Genomic DNA, 15,550 nt, shown 5'->3' with positions numbered 1-15,550 from the left:
TTCACCATGAGCGATATCAACAAAGTCGTGCTCGCCTATTCGGGCGGCCTCGACACCTCCGTCATCCTGAAGTGGTTGCAGGACAACTACGACGCCGAAGTCGTCACGTTCACGGCCGACATCGGTCAGGGCGAGGAGCTGGAACCGGCGCGCAAGAAGGCCCTGCAGCTCGGCATCAAGCAGGACAACATCTTCATCGAAGACCTGCGCGAAGAGTTCGTGCGCGACTACGTGTTCCCGATGTTCCGCGCCAACACGATCTATGAAGGCGAGTATCTGCTGGGCACGTCGATCGCTCGCCCGCTGATCGCAAAGCGCCAGATCGAGATCGCGCGCGCGACCGGCGCGCAGGCCGTTTCGCACGGCGCGACCGGCAAAGGCAACGATCAGGTCCGCTTCGAACTCGGTTACTACGCGCTGGAACCGGGCATCAAGGTCATCGCCCCGTGGCGCGAATGGGATCTGCTGTCGCGCGAAAAGCTGCTCGCGTACGCCGAAAAGGCCGGCATTCCGATCGAAATGAAGCACAAGCAGGGCGGCGCGCCGTACTCGATGGACGCGAACCTGCTGCACATCTCGTTCGAAGGCCGTCACCTCGAAGATCCGAAGGCCGAAGCCGAGCCGGATATGTGGCGCTGGACGGTCTCGCCGGAAGAGGCGCCGGACCAGCCGGAATACCTCGACATCGAATACGAGCGCGGCGATCCGGTCGCGCTGAACGGCAAGCGCCTGTCGCCAGCTGAGATGCTGACCGAACTGAACCGCCTCGGCGGCAAGCACGGCATTGGCCGTCTGGATCTGGTCGAAAACCGTTACGTCGGCATGAAGTCGCGCGGCTGCTATGAAACGCCGGGCGGCACGATCATGCTGAAGGCGCACCGTGGTATCGAGTCGATCACGCTGGATCGCGAAGTCGCGCATCTGAAGGACGACCTGATGGCGCGCTACGCTTCGCTGATTTACAACGGCTACTGGTGGGCGCCGGAGCGCCGCGCAATCCAGGTGCTGATCGACCATACGCAGGAAAAGGTCAACGGCTGGACGCGCGTGAAGCTCTACAAGGGCAGCGTTTCGGTGGTGGCGCGCGATTCGAAGGAAACGCTGTTCGACAAGAACATCGCGACGTTCGACGACGACGGCGGCGCCTACAACCAGGCCGACGCCGGCGGCTTCATCAAGCTGAACGCGCTGCGCATGCGGATCGCCGAGAACGCGCGCCGCAAACGCGGTTAAGACCTGCCGCGCCTGCGGCGGTCGAACTGGGCGCAAGCGACAGGCGATGACAGCTGCCGCAAGCTGAACCGAAGCCGTTGCGGCGAGGTTCAGGCAGATCGAAGACGATGCGTGGCTGATCGCGCATTATCGAAAAAAGCACCGGGATCATAGATCCCGGTGCTTTTTTCATATCCTTCGCATGACCCTGAGCAGCGCGCACCCGTCACGCACGCGCTACGAAGCTACACAGCTACAAACAAACCGGCTCCGGCTCCAGTTCCACGCCGAAGCGCGCAAGCACATCCGCCTGGACGGCCCGCGCGAGCGCCAGAACGTCCGCGCCCGTCGCGCCGCCGCGATTCACCAGCACCAGCGCCTGCCGGTCATGCACGGCCGCCGCGCCGATCGCGCGCCCTTTCCAGCCGCACCGGTCGATCAGCCAGCCCGCCGCCAGCTTCACGCTACCGTCCGGCTGACGATACGACACGACATCCGGCTCACGCTGCTGCAACGCGTCGAACCGCGCGCCATCGATCACCGGGTTCTTGAAGAAGCTCCCCGCGTTGCCGAGTTCGAGCGGATCGGGCAGCTTGGCCCGTCGCACGGCGACCACCGCATCGAAGATCGCCTGCGCATCCGGCGCGGCATCGCCCAGACCGCGCGCTGACAGTTCGCGCGCGATGTCCGCATATCCCGTCCGTGGCGCCCACGCTTTCGGCAGACGGAACGTCACCGACGTAATCACGAAGCGATTCCGCCCTTCACGCTTGAAGAAACTGTCGCGGTAGCCGAAACGGCACGCGTCGGCGTCGAACGCGACGGCTTCGCCCGTCGCCAGTTCCACCGCACTCAGCGACGCGAAGCGCTCGCACATTTCAAGGCCGTACGCGCCGATGTTCTGGATCGGCGCCGCGCCGACCGTCCCCGGAATCAACGCGAGGTTCTCGAGCCCCGGCAAGCCCTGCGCGAGCGTCCACGCCACGAACGCGTGCCAGTTCTCGCCCGCCGCCGCCTCGACGTACCATGCATCGTCGTCTTCGCGGACAACTCGCCGCCCGCGCAGCGCAATCAGCAGCACCAGACCGTCGAAGTCGCCCGTCAGCACGACGTTGCTGCCGCCACCCAGCACCAGTCGCGGCAACGCGGCCGCGCGCGGATCGTTCACCGCGGCCGCCAGTTGCGCCTCGTGCTCGATGCTGCACGCGTAGCGCGCCGCCACGTCGAAGCCGAACGTGTTGTGCGCCTTGAGCGGAAAATGCGAAACAAATGAGGCGGGAGCGGCTTGAGGCATCGGGATTGCTGGATAAACGTGTTAAACGCGCGTGTTAAACGTGCGTGTTGAACGGGGTTGCGGCATCGGCTCGCCGCGCGGGCCCGCGGCGCACACGGCAATCAGGCGGAAACCAGCGAGGCCACGCCGCGCACTGTTGCGCGACAGCCTTGGGCAAATGGGAGCGGCGTCGGTAAAATGGCGTCGGTTCGTGATTATAGCGAGTGCGTCACGCGCGGCCTGCCGGCCGCGTCCGCCCCGCGGCACTATTGGGAGAATGCAATGCCATCGTTTGACGTTGTCAGCGAAGCCAACATGATCGAAGTCAAGAACGCGATCGAGCAGTCCAACAAGGAAATTTCCACCCGTTTCGACTTCAAGGGCTCGGATGCCCGCGTCGAGCAGAAAGAGCGCGAGCTCACCGCCTACGCCGACGACGACTTCAAGCTCACGCAGGTCAAGGACGTGCTCGTGTCGAAGATGGCGAAGCGCAACGTCGACGTGCGCTTTCTCGACTACGGCAAGATCGAGAAGATCGGCGGCGACAAGGTGAAGCAGGTCATCACCGTGAAGAAAGGCGTGTCGGGCGATCTCGCCAAGAAGATCGTCAAGCTCGTGAAGGACAGCAAGATCAAGGTCCAGGCGAGCATTCAGGGCGACGCGGTGCGCGTGACGGGCACCAAGCGCGACGATCTGCAAAGCACGATCGCGATGCTGCGCAAGGACGTCACCGATACGCCGCTCGACTTCAACAACTTCCGCGACTAGCCAACGCGAGGCGTCGCGCAATCGTCAGATGAGGCCGCCGCGGCGTGTGCCAGACCGGCCGCCGGAAACTCAATGCGCCTTGCCCGCGGGCGGCGGCGCATGGCGCTTTTTCTTGTCGCCGATGCGGCTTTCCTTGCCGGCAAGCAGCTTCGCGATATTCGAGCGGTGACGCCAGATCAGGAGCGCGCTCATCGCCAGCACGGCCAGCGCGATGATGTTCGCGCCGAACAGGAACCCGTCGAAGAGCGGCGCGAACACGGCGGCCACCAGCGCCGCCAGCGACGAATAGCGAAAGAAGAACGCGATGATCAGCCACGTAAGCGCGGTCGCGATGCCGAGCACCGGGTTGATCGCGAGCAGCACGCCGGCCGCCGTCGCCACGCCCTTGCCGCCCTTGAAGCGGAAAAAGACCGGATACAGATGGCCGAGGAACACGGCGATGGCGGCGAGCGCGATCGCCGGATCATCGAGGCCGTAGCGCGGGCCGAAGTGGCTGGTGAGCCACACGGCGAGCCAGCCCTTGAACGCGTCGCCGAGCAGCGTCAGGATCGCGGCAAGCTTGTTGCCGCTGCGCAGCACGTTGGTCGCGCCGGGGTTCTTCGAGCCATACGAGCGCGGGTCGGCGAGCCCCATCGCGGCGCTCACGATCACGGCAAACGACACCGAGCCGATCAGGTAGGCCAGGACGGCGGCGATCAGGTTTTCCATGCTGGGAACTCTTTTTGTAGTGTGCCGGAAAGGCGAAGGGGTTACGAAAGCGAAACCGTCGGTGCAGCACGAACACGAAGCCGCATATTCTACCGAACGCAGCCGGCGAAACCCGCGCGGACATCATGCGCTGACGTCGGTGCGGTTGCTAGTCGTCGATCGCGCATTGCACCGGCTTTGCCTGCAGCAGATCCGTCACCACCTTCGGCGCGATGCTGACCAGAAACCCGCGACGCCCGCCGTTGAGCCAGATCCGGTCGAGTTCGAGAACCGTCGATTCGACGTACACCGGCATCGTCTTTTTCGTGCCGAACGGCGACGTGCCGCCGATCAGATACCCTGAATGCCGGCTCGCGACCTCCGGCTTGCAGGGCTCGACGCGCTTCGCGCCGATCTGCCGCGCGAGATTCTTCGTCGATACGGTGCGGTCGCCGTGCATCAGGACGATCAGCGGTTTTGCGTGCTCGTCTTCCATCACGAGCGTCTTGACGACGTGATGTTCGTCGATGCCCAGCTGGCGCGCGGATTCCGCCGTGCCGCCGTGGTCGACATAGTCGTAAGGATGCTCGCCGAACGCGACGCCGTGACGTCGCAGAAACTGCGTCGCGGGCGTTTCGGAGACGTGTCTGGATTTGCTCATCGGCGCATTGTAATGGCGTCACCGCGCAACAGCTATTTGCTCAAACCTGAATTGTGCGTGCCGGTTGAATGTGGCACGATCGTTCGAAAATATTCCGCCGCCGCGCGCCGCGGCGCCACGAGGAGACAGTCGTGACGGCCAGCACCGCCCCGCATTCGCACGCATTCGACATCCCCGCGCTGCTCGCCGCCCTGCCCGCGCGCATCGCCGATATTCCGGCGCTGGCGGCCGCGCGCGACCCGCATCGCGTCTCGCTGATCGAGGACGCACGCCAGCTCACGCGCCAGCAACTCGCCGACGCGGTCGAGGAGACCGCCGCGCAACTGCGCGAGCTGGGCGTGCGCGCGGGCGACCGCGTGATGATCGTCGCGGAGAACAGCATCGTGCAGGTGGTGCTTCTGTTCGCCGCCGCGAAACTCGACGGGTGGGCGCTCATGTCGAACGCGCGGCTTTCGGCGGCCGAGCTTGATGCGATCCGCGCGCACGCAGCGCCGCGCGTGATCGCGTACGCGGTCGATGCGTCGTCCGATGCGCGCGGTCATGCGCAGCATCATGGCGCGACAGCCGCACCGGCAAGCGCAAGCGCGGCGGCAATCGATATCGGCGCGTGGTCGTTCGTCGCCGATGCGAACGTGCATGCCGAACCCGTCGAAGCCGCCAGCGAAAAGCAGTGCGCCGCGCTCATCTACACGACGGGCACGACCGGCGCGCCGAAAGGCGTGATGCTCTCGCACCGGAACCTGATGTTCATCGCGACGATTTCGAGCACGCTGCGCCGCGTCGGCCCCGACGACGTCGTGTACGCCGTGCTGCCCATTTCGCACGTGTACGGGCTTGCATCGGTGTGTCTCGGCAGCCTGCACGCAGGCGCGACGTTGCGGCTTGCGTCGCGCTTTGCGCCCGAAGCCGTGCGTCATGCGCTCGCGCACGAGAACGTGTCGATTTTTCAGGGCGTGCCGGCCATGCACGCAAAACTGCTCGAACATCTGCAGGCGCACGGCCATGCGTGGTCGGCGCCGCGTCTGCGGTTTGCGTATTCGGGCGGCTCGCCGCTCGACGCCGCGCTGAAGGCGCGCGTCGAAAGCGTCTACGGCGTGACGCTGCACAACGGCTACGGCATGACCGAAAGCAGCCCGACCGTGTCGCAGACGATGCTCGACGCACCCTGCGCGGACGTATCGGTCGGACAGGTGATCCCCGGCGTGGAAGTGCGTTTCGTGATGCTCGACGGCGTCGAGGCGGCACGCGGCGAAATCGGTGAGCTGTGGGTGCGCGGGCCGAACGTGATGCTCGGCTACTACCGCAACCCGGAGCAGACCCACGCGACCGTCACCGAAGACGGCTGGCTCAAGACCGGCGATCTCGCGCGCGAGGAAGCGGACGGCACGCTCTCCATCGTCGGACGCAGCAAGGAACTGATCATCCGCTCGGGCTTCAACGTCTATCCGGCCGAGGTCGAGCACGTGCTGAACGCGCATCCCGATGTCGTGCAGTCGGCGGTGATCGGACGCGCCGTCGAGGGCAACGAGGAGGTGGTCGCGTTCGTCGAACTCGTGGCCGGCGCGAGGGTCACGCCGGCTGAGCTGATCGAATGGTGCGGCGCGCGGCTCGCGCCTTACAAGCGGCCCGCCGAAGTACGCGTGCTCGCGGCGTTACCCGCGGCATCGACAGGCAAGATTCTCAAGCACCGCCTTCGTGAGATGGCTTGAGCGTGAAATCACGGCGTCATCCACGCGGATGGTGCGTCGCGTGCAGCGACTTCAGCCGCTCGCGTGCGACGTGCGTATAGATCTGCGTCGTTGAAATATCGGTGTGGCCGAGCAGCAGTTGCACGACGCGCAGGTCGGCGCCGTGATTGAGCAGATGCGTCGCGAACGCGTGGCGCAGCGTGTGCGGCGACAGCGGCGCGCGCACGTCCGCAGCCGCCGCGTGACGCTTGATGATGTTCCAGAACTGCTGACGCGTCATGCCTTCCGCGCGCGACGTCACGAAGAGCGCGTCGGTTGCGCGCGCGCCGAGCAACGCGGGCCGCGCCTCGCGCAGATAGCGCTCGATCCAGCCGTGCGCTTCTTCGCCGAATGGAATCAGGCGCTCCTTCGAGCCCTTCCCCATCACGCGCACGACGCCTTCGTTCAGCCCCACTTCCACGGTTTTCAGCGTGACGAGCTCCGTCACGCGCAGCCCGCTCGCGTACATCAGTTCGAGCATCGTGCGATCGCGCAGGCCGAGTGGCGTGTCGATATCCGGCGCGCCGAGGAGCGCCTCGACCTGCGCCTCGGTCAACGTCGAAGGAAAGCGCGGCGGCTGTTTCGCGGAACGGATGCGCAGCGTCGGATCGGCGCTCGCGCGGTGCTCGCGCACGGCCCACGCGTAATAGCGGCGAAACACGGAAAGACGCCGGTTCGCCGACGTCGACTTGTCCTTCTGCCGCGCCGCGCTGTACGCGTTCAGATCGGCTTCGCTCGCGGTATCGAGCGAGCCGTTGCGCGTGCCGGCCAGCCATCCGGCGAAGAGCTTCAGATCGCGGCGATACGCATCGAGCGTGTTGCGCGAAAGGCCGTGTTCGAGCCAGAGCGCGTCGCAGAACGCGTCGATGGACGCGTTGCTCGCGGCGAAGAGCGGCGATTCGATGGGTGCGTCTTCGAGAACGGTTTCGCTCATGCCTTTCGTGCGATTCGTGCGGTTCGTGCCGGTCATGCCCGTCATGCGTAAGGGACACCTTCGTGGGCGAGCAGCCAGCGTTTGACCTTGCGGAAATAGCCGTCGTCGGCGTGATTCGCAAATCCGCCGATGCCGCCCGACGCGACCACACGATGACACGGAATCACCAGCGGAAAATAATTCGCGCCACACGCCTGCCCGACCGCGCGCGGCGCGCTGCCGACCTGCCTCGCGACCTGTCCATACGTGTACACGATGCCCGGCGGAATGTCGCTGATCACCTCCCACACGCGACGCTGAAACGCGCTGCCCACGTCGGCGAGCGGCAGGTCGAACGTTGCCGACGCGCGCTCGAAATAACGCTCGATCTGTCCGACCGCTTCTTTCGCGAGCGGCGAATCCGGCTCGACGTTGCGCATCGAGTCGGGCAGATAGACGATCTCGCGCACGGCATTGCCTTCGATGCGGATGCCGACCTTGCCGAACGGCGCATCCATGACTGCGTTGAACATGACGGCCTCCTTGCCGGTACAGGTGCGGTGCGCTTCCCGGTTTCCGGGTACACAAAGGTTGATCGCAATGCCGGCGCCACGCCGGATTGCCGCTACTTTACGCTGCTTCGAGCGCCCATTCCACGTGCTCGCGGACGATGGCCGATGCGTCGCCCGCGCGCCCGCGCAACGCGTCGACGATCGCCGCGCGTGCATCGATGGAAAGGCTCGCGCGATCCACACGCAACGCGTTGCCCATGCCGACCGCAAGATTGCGCAGCCACGACTCGTAGCCGATGCGGCGGATCGCGCTGCCCTGCATGCGGGTGTCGAAATCGTCGGCGCTCCACGCGAACAGGTCGACGAGCGTCGCCCGGTCGAGGCCGTGCCGCACGTCGAAATCGGCGACGGGCGCGGCCTGCGCGAACTTGTTCCATGGACACACCGTCTGGCAGTCGTCGCAGCCATACACACGATTGCCGATCAGCGGCCGCAAGTCCTGGGGAATACTGCCTTTCAGTTCGATCGTCAGATAGGAAATGCAGCGGCGCGCATCGACCCTGTAAGGTTCGACGATCGCGCCTGTCGGGCAGGCCTCGATGCAGCGCGTGCAGCTGCCGCAATGCGCACCAGGTGTTTCGGGCGCGCGTTCGGGCGTGGTTTGCGCGTCAGTGGGCAGCGGCACATCGACGTAGATCTCGCCGAGAAAAAACAGCGAGCCCGCATCGCGCTGAAGCAGCAGCGTGTGCTTGCCGCGCCAGCCGATGCCCGCCTTCTGCGCCAGCTCGATTTCGAGCACCGGCGCGGAATCGGTGAAGACGCGAAAGCCGAACGCACCGATCTCTGCTTCGACTTTTTCGGCGAGCTGTTGCAAACGGTTACGCATCACCTTGTGATAGTCGCGACCGCGCGCATAGATCGAGACGACGGCCGCGGACGGGTCCGCGAGGCGCAACGTTTCCTGCGCCCGCCAGTCATGCGGGACCGCCTGCGCGGCGCTTTCGGCGAGATTCGATGCAGCCGCCGCGTGGCTTTCAACGCGCTTTCCCACCAGCGTTTCAGCGGGCAAATAAGCGATTCGCGCGGTAATCACGCGTAGCGTGCCGGCCACAAGCTCGGCCGGTCTTGCGCGTTTCATGCCGTGTTTCGCCATATAATCCATCTCGCCGTGGCAGCCCGCTTCGAGCCATGCGGCGAGCCCCGCCTCGGCAGCCGTGAGGTCGGTGTCGCTGATACCGACTGCACTGAAACCGAGTTCGCGGCCCCACGTTTTGATGCGTTGCGCGAGTGCCTCCAGCGCCGCTTCATCGAAATGACGCACGGCACGCACATCGTCATCAGACGCAGGCGTGCAGGATTCTGGGGGTTCCGGACTTCGGTTCATCACGCCATTTTACGAGAATGCCTGACCAAGCCATCACGCCCGCCGCTACCGTCCTGCTCGAACGCCACCTCGCGCTCGCGGACGAAGCCGCCACCAGCGCGTTCGGCGTTCGCCTCGCTCACGCCATCGATAGCGTACGCAAGGCCGCCGGCGAACAGGGCGGCGCGCGTGCGTTCCGTGGCTTGCAGGTGCAGTTGACGGGTGACCTCGGCGCGGGCAAAACCACGCTCGTTCGCGCGACGCTCCGCGCGCTCGGTCACACCGGACGCGTGCGCAGCCCGACCTATACGCTCGTCGAACCGTACGCGGTCGAGAGGCCCGATGGGGAACTTGAGCTGTATCACTTCGATCTCTATCGTTTTACCGATCCGGCCGAATGGGCCGACGCGGGCTTTCGCGAGTATTTCGACAGCGGCGCGATCTGCCTCGTCGAATGGCCGCAGCGCGCGGGTACCCTGCTGGGCGTGCCGGATATCGTCTTCTCGCTCGACGTGGAGGGCGAAGGACGCCTTCTCGTCGCGCGCGCATTCAGCGAATCAGGAAAGGCATGTCTCCAAAGATGTTGATCAAACCGTTCCGCTCGATCGAATCGGCCGCTACCGCCACGCACAACTGGCGTCGCCGGCAGATTCTGCGCGCGGGCGCGTCGACGCTCGTGCTCGGACTCGTCGCGGCGCCGCGTCTTGCGTGGGCCAGTTCGGTGCTCGGCGTGCGCGTCTGGCCCGCTCGCGACTACACGCGCGTCACGATCGAATCGGACCAGCCGCTGGAGAACGAGCAGCATCTGCTGCAAGGTCCCGACCGGCTCGTCGTCGATCTGAACGGGCTCGATCTCGACCAGGCGCTGCGCGATCTCGTCTCGAAGATCACGCCGAACGATCCGCAGATCCAGTCGGTGCGCGTCGGGCAATACCAGCCGCACGTGGTGCGCATGGTGTTCGATCTGAAGGGTTCGGTGAAGCCGCAGGTGTTCACGTTGCCGCCGGTCGGCACGTACAAATACCGGCTGGTGTTCGATCTTTATCCCGCGATCGCGCCGGATCCGCTGATGGATCTCCTCGCGCAGACCGAGCGCAAGGAACAGCGGCTCAACGAAAACAGCGAGCCGCCCGCCACGCTCAGCGGGCCAACCACGCCGGCGCAGAGCGAGAGCGACGCGTTCTTCCAGCGTTACGCGCAGGAAAGCGGGCCGTCGGCGGGATCGCCGGACGCGCCACGTCCGCCCGCGCACCTCACGCCGACACCGCACCCGGCCATCCCGAAGCCGACGCAGCCGCCATCCGCCCTCGCGCGCAACAACGATGGCGCCGACAGCGACGACGACACATACAAGTTCACCGCGCCGAAGTCCGGCCGGGGCAACACGGTGCGTCTCCTGACGGTCGCGATCGATCCGGGCCACGGCGGCGAGGATCCGGGCGCGATCGGCGGCGCGGGCACCTACGAAAAGCACATCGCGCTCGACGTTGCAAAGAAACTGCGCGCGAAAATCGACGCGCAGCCGAACATGCGCGCCATGATGACGCGTGACGCCGACTTCTTCGTGCCGCTCAACGTGCGCGTGCAGAAGGCGCGGCGCGTCGGCGCGGACCTCTTCGTGTCGATTCACGCCGATGCGTTCACCGATCCTTCCGCGCGCGGCTCTTCGGTGTTCGCGCTCTCGGAACACGGCGCATCGAGCGCGGCCGCGCGATGGATGGCGAACAAGGAAAACGCGTCGGACCAGATTGGCGGCATCAACATCAAGTCGAAGGACGCCACCGTGAACCGCGCGCTCTTCGACATGTCGACCACCGCGCAGATCCGCGATTCGATGCGCTACGGCAACTTCGTGCTGAAGGAAATCGGCGACATCAACCGGTTGCACAAGGGTTCGGTCGAGCAGGCCGGCTTTGCCGTGCTGAAGGCGCCGGATATTCCGTCGATCCTCGTCGAGACCGCGTTCATCAGCAACCCGGAAGAAGAGAAGCGCCTGAACGACGATGCCTATCGCGACCGGATGGCCGACGCGATCATGACCGGCATCAAGCGTTATTTCGCGGCGAATCCACCGCTCGCGAAAAACCGCATGACGTGATGCGCTTCTCGTTGCCAGCGTCACGCTAGAAACACATAACGGCCGCTTCGCGCGGCCGTTATGCATTGAGATGCGTTTTGTCCTCGGCCGGGTCGCTGCACGCGGGCACGCAGGTCCCGGTACTCAGCGCGCCGCCGCGAACCTTTGCACGATCCATCCGCCGAACACATTCACGGCGAGGCCCGCCATGACGAGCGCGGCGCCGGCAATCTGCGCCTGCGACAGATGCTCATCGAGAAACAGCGACGCCGACGCCAGTCCGACAATCGGCACGAGCAGCGAGAACGGCGCGACCTGACTGGCCGGATAGCGCGACAGCAGGCGGCTCCACAGTCCATAGCCGAGCAGCGTCGCGATGAACGCGAGGTAGACGACCGCAAAGATCGACTGCGCACCGATACCCGTGAGCGCGGCACCGATCCGCTGCGGTCCTTCGAGGCAATACGACAGCACGAAAAACGGCACGGGCGGGATCAGGCTCGCCCACACCACGAGTCCGACCAGATCGACCTTCCCTGCTTTCTTCGTGACGATATTGCCGAGCGCCCACGACACCGCCGCGCACAGCGTCAGCACAAAACCGGCGATGGTCATCGAATGGCCGCCCTGCATGCCGATCAACGCAAGACCAGCAGCCGCGATCAGCAGGCCGGCAAGATTCTGCACACGCAGACGCTCACTCAGGAACATCACCGCGAACAGCAGCGTGAAGAACGCCTGGGCCTGCAGCACGAGCGAAGCCAGTCCGGCCGGCATGCCGACGTACATCGCGGTGAAGAGAAACGCGAACTGTCCAAAGGAGATCGTCGCGCCGTAAGCGAACAGCCAGCGCAACGGGATGCGCGGACGTTTGACGAAGAAGACCGCCGGCACGGCGGCAAGCAGGAAGCGCAACGCGCCGAGCAGCATCGGCGGCACGCCGTGCAGGCCCACCTTGATCACCACGAAGTTGATACCCCACGCAACCACGACGACCAGCGCCAGTACAAGGTCCTTCGGCGACATTCCAGCTTCCTCTCATTCCGGGTTTCGCTCCATGAGCTTCGAAGTGTAACGGAGCGCGCCACGTAAAACGCAGGGTGAAGCGCGTCCCTCGTGTCCAGTCTTGCGCTTTTTCCGACCGCTTTTCGGACGGCGTCCCGACGCACCGCTGCCGGCGCGAGTTTTCGTCGAGCCGCCACCGGTCGCGCGCGGGCGTTAGAATCACCTGTCCCCTCAAACGCCTCCGCCTGGAACCCACGCCATGTCTTCCTCGATCAAAGCGGTTCTCAAGCCCCATCTGCGCGACGTCGGCAGCCTCACCGTGCGGCGCGTGCTGCCCGCGATGGCCGCGCGGCTCATCGGGCCGTTCATCTTCTTCGATCACATGGGCCCGGCGACGCTCGCGCCCGGCGTCGGGCTCGACGTGCGCCCGCATCCGCATATCGGCCTTGCCACCGTCACCTATCTGTTCGAAGGCACGATCATGCATCGCGACAGCCTCGGCTCGGAGCAGAAGATCGTCCCCGGCGACGTGAACTGGATGACCGCCGGCCGCGGCATCGTGCATTCGGAACGCACGCCCGCCGAAGACCGCGGTCGCGGCCTGTCGATGCACGGCGTCCAGACGTGGGTCGCACTGCCGCTCGCGCATGAGGACGACGAACCGTCGTTCGAACATCACGCCGCCGCCACGCTGCCGCAGATCGAACGCAACGGCGTCACACTGCGCGTGATCGCCGGCACCGCGTTCGGTCACACGGCGCCCACGACGACGTTTTCCGGCACGCTCTACGTTGCCGCGACGTTCAACCCGGGCGGCGCGTTCGCCCTCGAGCCGGAACACGACGAACGCGGCGTCTATCTGGTCGAAGGCGATCTGCGGATCGACGGCGAGCCGCTCGAAGCCGGCCAGATGGCCGTGCTGATGCCGGGCGAAACGGTCACGCTCGCAAGCGCGAACGGTGCGACCGCGATGCTGCTGGGCGGCGAGAAGCTCGACGGCGAACGCTTCATCGAGTGGAATTTCGTTGCGAGTTCGCGCGAGAAGATCGAGCGGGCCAAAACCGCGTGGACGAACCAGGAAATGGGCAAGGTGCCGGGCGAGACGGAATGGATTCCGCTGCCCGAACGCAAAGCGCAGTAACCCTGCATTGAATTCGGGATAAACGTCCCCACTTTCTGCCGAGACAGTTTTTCCGACGAGGACGCAATGGATACCACGCTGGCCACCTTTGAAAAAGACGTGATCGCAGGCTCGACGCTGGCACCGGTGCTGGTCGATTTCTGGGCGCCATGGTGCGGCCCGTGCAAGACGCTCGGGCCGATGCTCGAAAAGCTCGAAGCCGAATACGCGGGCAAATGGACGCTCGTGAAGGTGAACGTCGATGAAAATCAGGAGCTCGCCGCGCATTTTCAGGTGCGCAGCATTCCGCACGTCATCGCGTTCGCCGACGGCCGTCCGGTCGACCAGTTCGTCGGCGTGCTGGCGGAAGGCCAGTTGCGCGAATTTCTCGACCGCCTTGTGCCGGATTCCGCCGATGCCGAACGCAATCACGCGCAGATCGCCATCGCCGAGGGGCGTCTTGACGACGCGCACGATCATCTGAAAGCGGCGCTCGCGTTCGATCCGGGTTACGAAGATGCACGTCTCGACCTGATCGAACTGCTTCTCTCGCAGAACCGCTTCGACGATGCGCGCAACGAAGTCGACCTGCTGTCGCCGAAAACGACGCAGGGCATCGACGCCCGCTTTAATGCGATCAAGACGCGGCTCGACGCCGTGGACGCCGCCGCCGACCTGCCGCCCACCGACGCGCTCGAAGCACGCGTCGCCGCGCAGCCGGACGACCTGGAAGCGCGCTTCGATCTGGCGAGCGCGTTCATCGCGCGACGCAAATATGCCGAGGCGCTGGAGCAACTGCTCGTGATCGTGCAGCGCGACCGCACGTTCCGCGAGGACATCGGCCGCAAGACGATGCTGTCCGTGTTCGATCTCGCCGCGCATCAGCACGAACTCGTCGCGCAGTGGCGACGCAAGCTGAGCGCGGCGTTGAACTGATCGTCCGGGCTGGCGTTTTGCCGGCACGATGAAAAAACGCGACCCACGGGTCGCGTTTTTTTGTGCATGCGTGCTTGCATGCGCCTGGGCGAAGCGCCCGGGCGCTTCGCGCCGCCGGCTATTTCGCGTTGGCCTGCTGGGCGAGTGCGCGCAGCACATGCGCGACCGCGGCGAATCCGAAGCTCGCCGTCACGCACACGCTCGATCCGAAACCCGCGCAGTTGAGCCCGACCGGCCCGGTGTGTCCTGGCGACGTCGTCACGTGCTCCGCTTCCTCGTCGATATCGCAGACAGCGGCTTCCGGATAGATCAGCGGCTCGTCGGAATACACGGCGCTCACCTTGAACTTCGCCTTCGGGCCGCGCGGAAACCCGTGCTGTTTGCGCAGTTGCGCGCGCACTTTCGAGAGCAGCGGGTCCTGGATCGTCAGCGCGAGGTCGTCGATACGGATGCGCGTCGGATCGAGCTGGCCGCCCGCGCCGCCGACCGTGATGAGCGGCAGCTTCTGCGCGACGCACCAGGCGATCAGCGCGGTCTTCGTGCGCACGCTGTCGATCGCATCGACGACAAAGTCGAAACCGCCGCCGCCCAGCACCGACGCGAAATTGTCCGGCTCGATGAAGTCCTCGACGAGACGCACGTCGCACTGTGGATTGATCTGCCTGATGCGCTCCGCCATCGCTTCGACTTTCGGCTTGCCATAGTTGCCGTCGAGCGCGTGGATCTGCCGGTTCGTGTTGCTTTCCGCGACGTTGTCGAGATCGATCAGCGTGAGCGTGCCGATCGCGCTGCGCGCCAGCGCCTCGGCGGCCCACGACCCGACGCCGCCGATGCCGATCACCGCCACGTGAGCCCGCCCGAACGCCGTCAGCGCCGGCGCGCCGTAGAGCCGCGCGATGCCGCCGAAACGCCTCGCGTGATCGGCGGATTCACTCGCGTCGATGCCGGTAGTAACATCGAACAAGGCGTTGGAAGGCGGGGTTGCGTGCGGCGTGGACATGATCGGGGACCTGACGGATACGGGCTTCTACCTGCATGTATGGCTTGCTGCTGTCTTGAAGCCGGCTTGATATGCGCTGGCGTGTGCCCATGGCCGGGCTGGACAGCGCAGCCCGTATTCTGCCTGAACATCGGCTTTCAGGTCGGCGGCCGGAGACGCGCCCGCCCACGGATGCGGCGTTCCCATGGTGACGGCAACGATCCTGCATGAGAGCGAAGTACGTGCTTTGCACGAATCCGGGTTGACAGGACGCAGCGCAGATTTTTCGTTCCTTCGCTATACTGACCCTACTGTAG

General features: G+C 65.3%; 15 protein-coding genes. 7 read left to right on the top strand and 8 right to left on the bottom strand.

Annotation, left to right across the window (positions count from 1 at the left end; all coding sequences use genetic code 11):
- The first annotated feature begins 6 nt into the window (after positions 1–6).
- Entirely contained in the window at positions 7–1,233 is a 1,227-nt protein-coding gene (locus BLV45_RS02160) for an argininosuccinate synthase (protein ID WP_090528299.1), read from the top strand.
- Between the two features lie 232 nt (positions 1,234–1,465).
- Here BLV45_RS02160 and murB read toward each other — a convergent pair whose 3' ends face one another.
- Positions 1,466–2,506: a UDP-N-acetylmuramate dehydrogenase gene (murB, locus tag BLV45_RS02155; protein WP_090528296.1), complete on the bottom strand. Its 1,041-nt coding sequence runs from the start codon at positions 2,504–2,506 to the stop codon at positions 1,466–1,468.
- A 261-nt stretch (positions 2,507–2,767) separates the two neighbouring features.
- On the opposite strand from murB, the gene BLV45_RS02150 reads away from it, so the two are divergent.
- On the top strand, positions 2,768–3,253 hold the full coding sequence (locus BLV45_RS02150; RefSeq protein ID WP_090528293.1) for a YajQ family cyclic di-GMP-binding protein: 486 nt from the start codon (positions 2,768–2,770) through the stop codon (positions 3,251–3,253).
- A 69-nt stretch (positions 3,254–3,322) separates the two neighbouring features.
- Here the strand turns inward: BLV45_RS02150 and plsY are convergent, their stop codons facing one another.
- Together plsY and ybaK are read right to left on the bottom strand one after the other, a co-directional pair.
- Positions 3,323–3,961, bottom strand: coding sequence for a glycerol-3-phosphate 1-O-acyltransferase PlsY (plsY, locus tag BLV45_RS02145; RefSeq protein ID WP_090528290.1), 639 nt, complete (start codon positions 3,959–3,961; stop codon positions 3,323–3,325).
- Positions 3,962–4,109: 148 nt separating this feature from the next.
- Entirely contained in the window at positions 4,110–4,601 is a 492-nt protein-coding gene (gene ybaK / locus BLV45_RS02140; protein ID WP_090528287.1) for a Cys-tRNA(Pro) deacylase, read from the bottom strand.
- Positions 4,602–4,669: 68 nt separating this feature from the next.
- Between ybaK and BLV45_RS02135 the strand changes: the two genes are divergently transcribed.
- On the top strand, positions 4,670–6,310 hold the full coding sequence (locus BLV45_RS02135; protein ID WP_090528284.1) for a class I adenylate-forming enzyme family protein: 1,641 nt from the start codon (positions 4,670–4,672) through the stop codon (positions 6,308–6,310).
- Positions 6,311–6,326: 16 nt separating this feature from the next.
- Here BLV45_RS02135 and xerD read toward each other — a convergent pair whose 3' ends face one another.
- The 3 genes from xerD to queG form a co-directional block, all read right to left on the bottom strand.
- Entirely contained in the window at positions 6,327–7,262 is a 936-nt protein-coding gene (gene xerD / locus BLV45_RS02130) for a site-specific tyrosine recombinase XerD (RefSeq protein ID WP_090530969.1), read from the bottom strand.
- Positions 7,263–7,303: 41 nt separating this feature from the next.
- Positions 7,304–7,774, bottom strand: coding sequence for a methylated-DNA--[protein]-cysteine S-methyltransferase (locus BLV45_RS02125; protein ID WP_090528281.1), 471 nt, complete (start codon positions 7,772–7,774; stop codon positions 7,304–7,306).
- Between the two features lie 97 nt (positions 7,775–7,871).
- Complete coding sequence (gene queG, locus BLV45_RS02120) at positions 7,872–9,137, bottom strand: tRNA epoxyqueuosine(34) reductase QueG (protein ID WP_090528278.1); 1,266 nt, start codon at positions 9,135–9,137, stop codon at positions 7,872–7,874.
- Between the two features lie 17 nt (positions 9,138–9,154).
- On the opposite strand from queG, the gene tsaE reads away from it, so the two are divergent.
- Both tsaE and BLV45_RS02110 read left to right on the top strand, forming a co-directional pair.
- A complete protein-coding gene (gene tsaE / locus BLV45_RS02115; RefSeq protein ID WP_090528275.1) occupies positions 9,155–9,703 on the top strand; it encodes a tRNA (adenosine(37)-N6)-threonylcarbamoyltransferase complex ATPase subunit type 1 TsaE in 549 nt (182 codons plus the stop codon).
- Entirely contained in the window at positions 9,685–11,214 is a 1,530-nt protein-coding gene (locus tag BLV45_RS02110; protein WP_090528272.1) for an N-acetylmuramoyl-L-alanine amidase, read from the top strand. The genes tsaE and BLV45_RS02110 overlap by 19 nt, the downstream gene beginning before the upstream one ends.
- A gap of 123 nt (positions 11,215–11,337) precedes the next feature.
- Here BLV45_RS02110 and BLV45_RS02105 read toward each other — a convergent pair whose 3' ends face one another.
- Positions 11,338–12,219 (bottom strand): EamA family transporter, encoded by an 882-nt coding sequence (locus BLV45_RS02105; RefSeq protein ID WP_090528269.1) that lies wholly within the window; start codon positions 12,217–12,219, stop codon positions 11,338–11,340.
- Between the two features lie 238 nt (positions 12,220–12,457).
- On the opposite strand from BLV45_RS02105, the gene BLV45_RS02100 reads away from it, so the two are divergent.
- Both BLV45_RS02100 and trxA read left to right on the top strand, forming a co-directional pair.
- Positions 12,458–13,339 carry a pirin family protein gene (locus BLV45_RS02100; protein ID WP_090528266.1) on the top strand — a complete coding sequence of 294 codons (882 nt, stop codon included), beginning with the start codon at positions 12,458–12,460 and terminating at the stop codon, positions 13,337–13,339.
- 66 nt (positions 13,340–13,405) lie between these two features.
- Positions 13,406–14,254, top strand: coding sequence for a thioredoxin (trxA, locus tag BLV45_RS02095; RefSeq protein WP_090528263.1), 849 nt, complete (start codon positions 13,406–13,408; stop codon positions 14,252–14,254).
- Between the two features lie 118 nt (positions 14,255–14,372).
- Here the strand turns inward: trxA and tcdA are convergent, their stop codons facing one another.
- Positions 14,373–15,254: a tRNA cyclic N6-threonylcarbamoyladenosine(37) synthase TcdA gene (gene tcdA, locus BLV45_RS02090; protein WP_090528260.1), complete on the bottom strand. Its 882-nt coding sequence runs from the start codon at positions 15,252–15,254 to the stop codon at positions 14,373–14,375.
- Positions 15,255–15,550: the final 296 nt, after the last annotated feature.

Origin of the sequence: Paraburkholderia sartisoli, assembly GCF_900107685.1 — a bacterium.
Taxonomy (GTDB): domain Bacteria; phylum Pseudomonadota; class Gammaproteobacteria; order Burkholderiales; family Burkholderiaceae; genus Paraburkholderia; species Paraburkholderia sartisoli.
The sequence above is the reverse complement of the archived record's forward strand: the minus strand, read 5'-3'. Positions and strand labels throughout refer to the sequence as shown.

What these genes read in the sequence shown, in the direction of transcription:
- BLV45_RS02160 (WP_090528299.1), top strand. Translation starts at nt 7, where the DNA reads ATGAGCGATATCAACAAAGTCGTGCTCGCCTATTCGGGCGGCCTCGAC.
- murB (WP_090528296.1), bottom strand. Translation starts at nt 2,506, where the DNA reads ATGCCTCAAGCCGCTCCCGCCTCATTTGTTTCGCATTTTCCGCTCAAG.
- BLV45_RS02150 (WP_090528293.1), top strand. Translation starts at nt 2,768, where the DNA reads ATGCCATCGTTTGACGTTGTCAGCGAAGCCAACATGATCGAAGTCAAG.
- plsY (WP_090528290.1), bottom strand. Translation starts at nt 3,961, where the DNA reads ATGGAAAACCTGATCGCCGCCGTCCTGGCCTACCTGATCGGCTCGGTG.
- ybaK (WP_090528287.1), bottom strand. Translation starts at nt 4,601, where the DNA reads ATGAGCAAATCCAGACACGTCTCCGAAACGCCCGCGACGCAGTTTCTG.
- BLV45_RS02135 (WP_090528284.1), top strand. Translation starts at nt 4,670, where the DNA reads ATGTGGCACGATCGTTCGAAAATATTCCGCCGCCGCGCGCCGCGGCGC.
- xerD (WP_090530969.1), bottom strand. Translation starts at nt 7,262, where the DNA reads ATGAGCGAAACCGTTCTCGAAGACGCACCCATCGAATCGCCGCTCTTC.
- BLV45_RS02125 (WP_090528281.1), bottom strand. Translation starts at nt 7,774, where the DNA reads ATGTTCAACGCAGTCATGGATGCGCCGTTCGGCAAGGTCGGCATCCGC.
- queG (WP_090528278.1), bottom strand. Translation starts at nt 9,137, where the DNA reads ATGAACCGAAGTCCGGAACCCCCAGAATCCTGCACGCCTGCGTCTGAT.
- tsaE (WP_090528275.1), top strand. Translation starts at nt 9,155, where the DNA reads ATGCCTGACCAAGCCATCACGCCCGCCGCTACCGTCCTGCTCGAACGC.
- BLV45_RS02110 (WP_090528272.1), top strand. Translation starts at nt 9,685, where the DNA reads ATGTCTCCAAAGATGTTGATCAAACCGTTCCGCTCGATCGAATCGGCC.
- BLV45_RS02105 (WP_090528269.1), bottom strand. Translation starts at nt 12,219, where the DNA reads ATGTCGCCGAAGGACCTTGTACTGGCGCTGGTCGTCGTGGTTGCGTGG.
- BLV45_RS02100 (WP_090528266.1), top strand. Translation starts at nt 12,458, where the DNA reads ATGTCTTCCTCGATCAAAGCGGTTCTCAAGCCCCATCTGCGCGACGTC.
- trxA (WP_090528263.1), top strand. Translation starts at nt 13,406, where the DNA reads ATGGATACCACGCTGGCCACCTTTGAAAAAGACGTGATCGCAGGCTCG.
- tcdA (WP_090528260.1), bottom strand. Translation starts at nt 15,254, where the DNA reads ATGTCCACGCCGCACGCAACCCCGCCTTCCAACGCCTTGTTCGATGTT.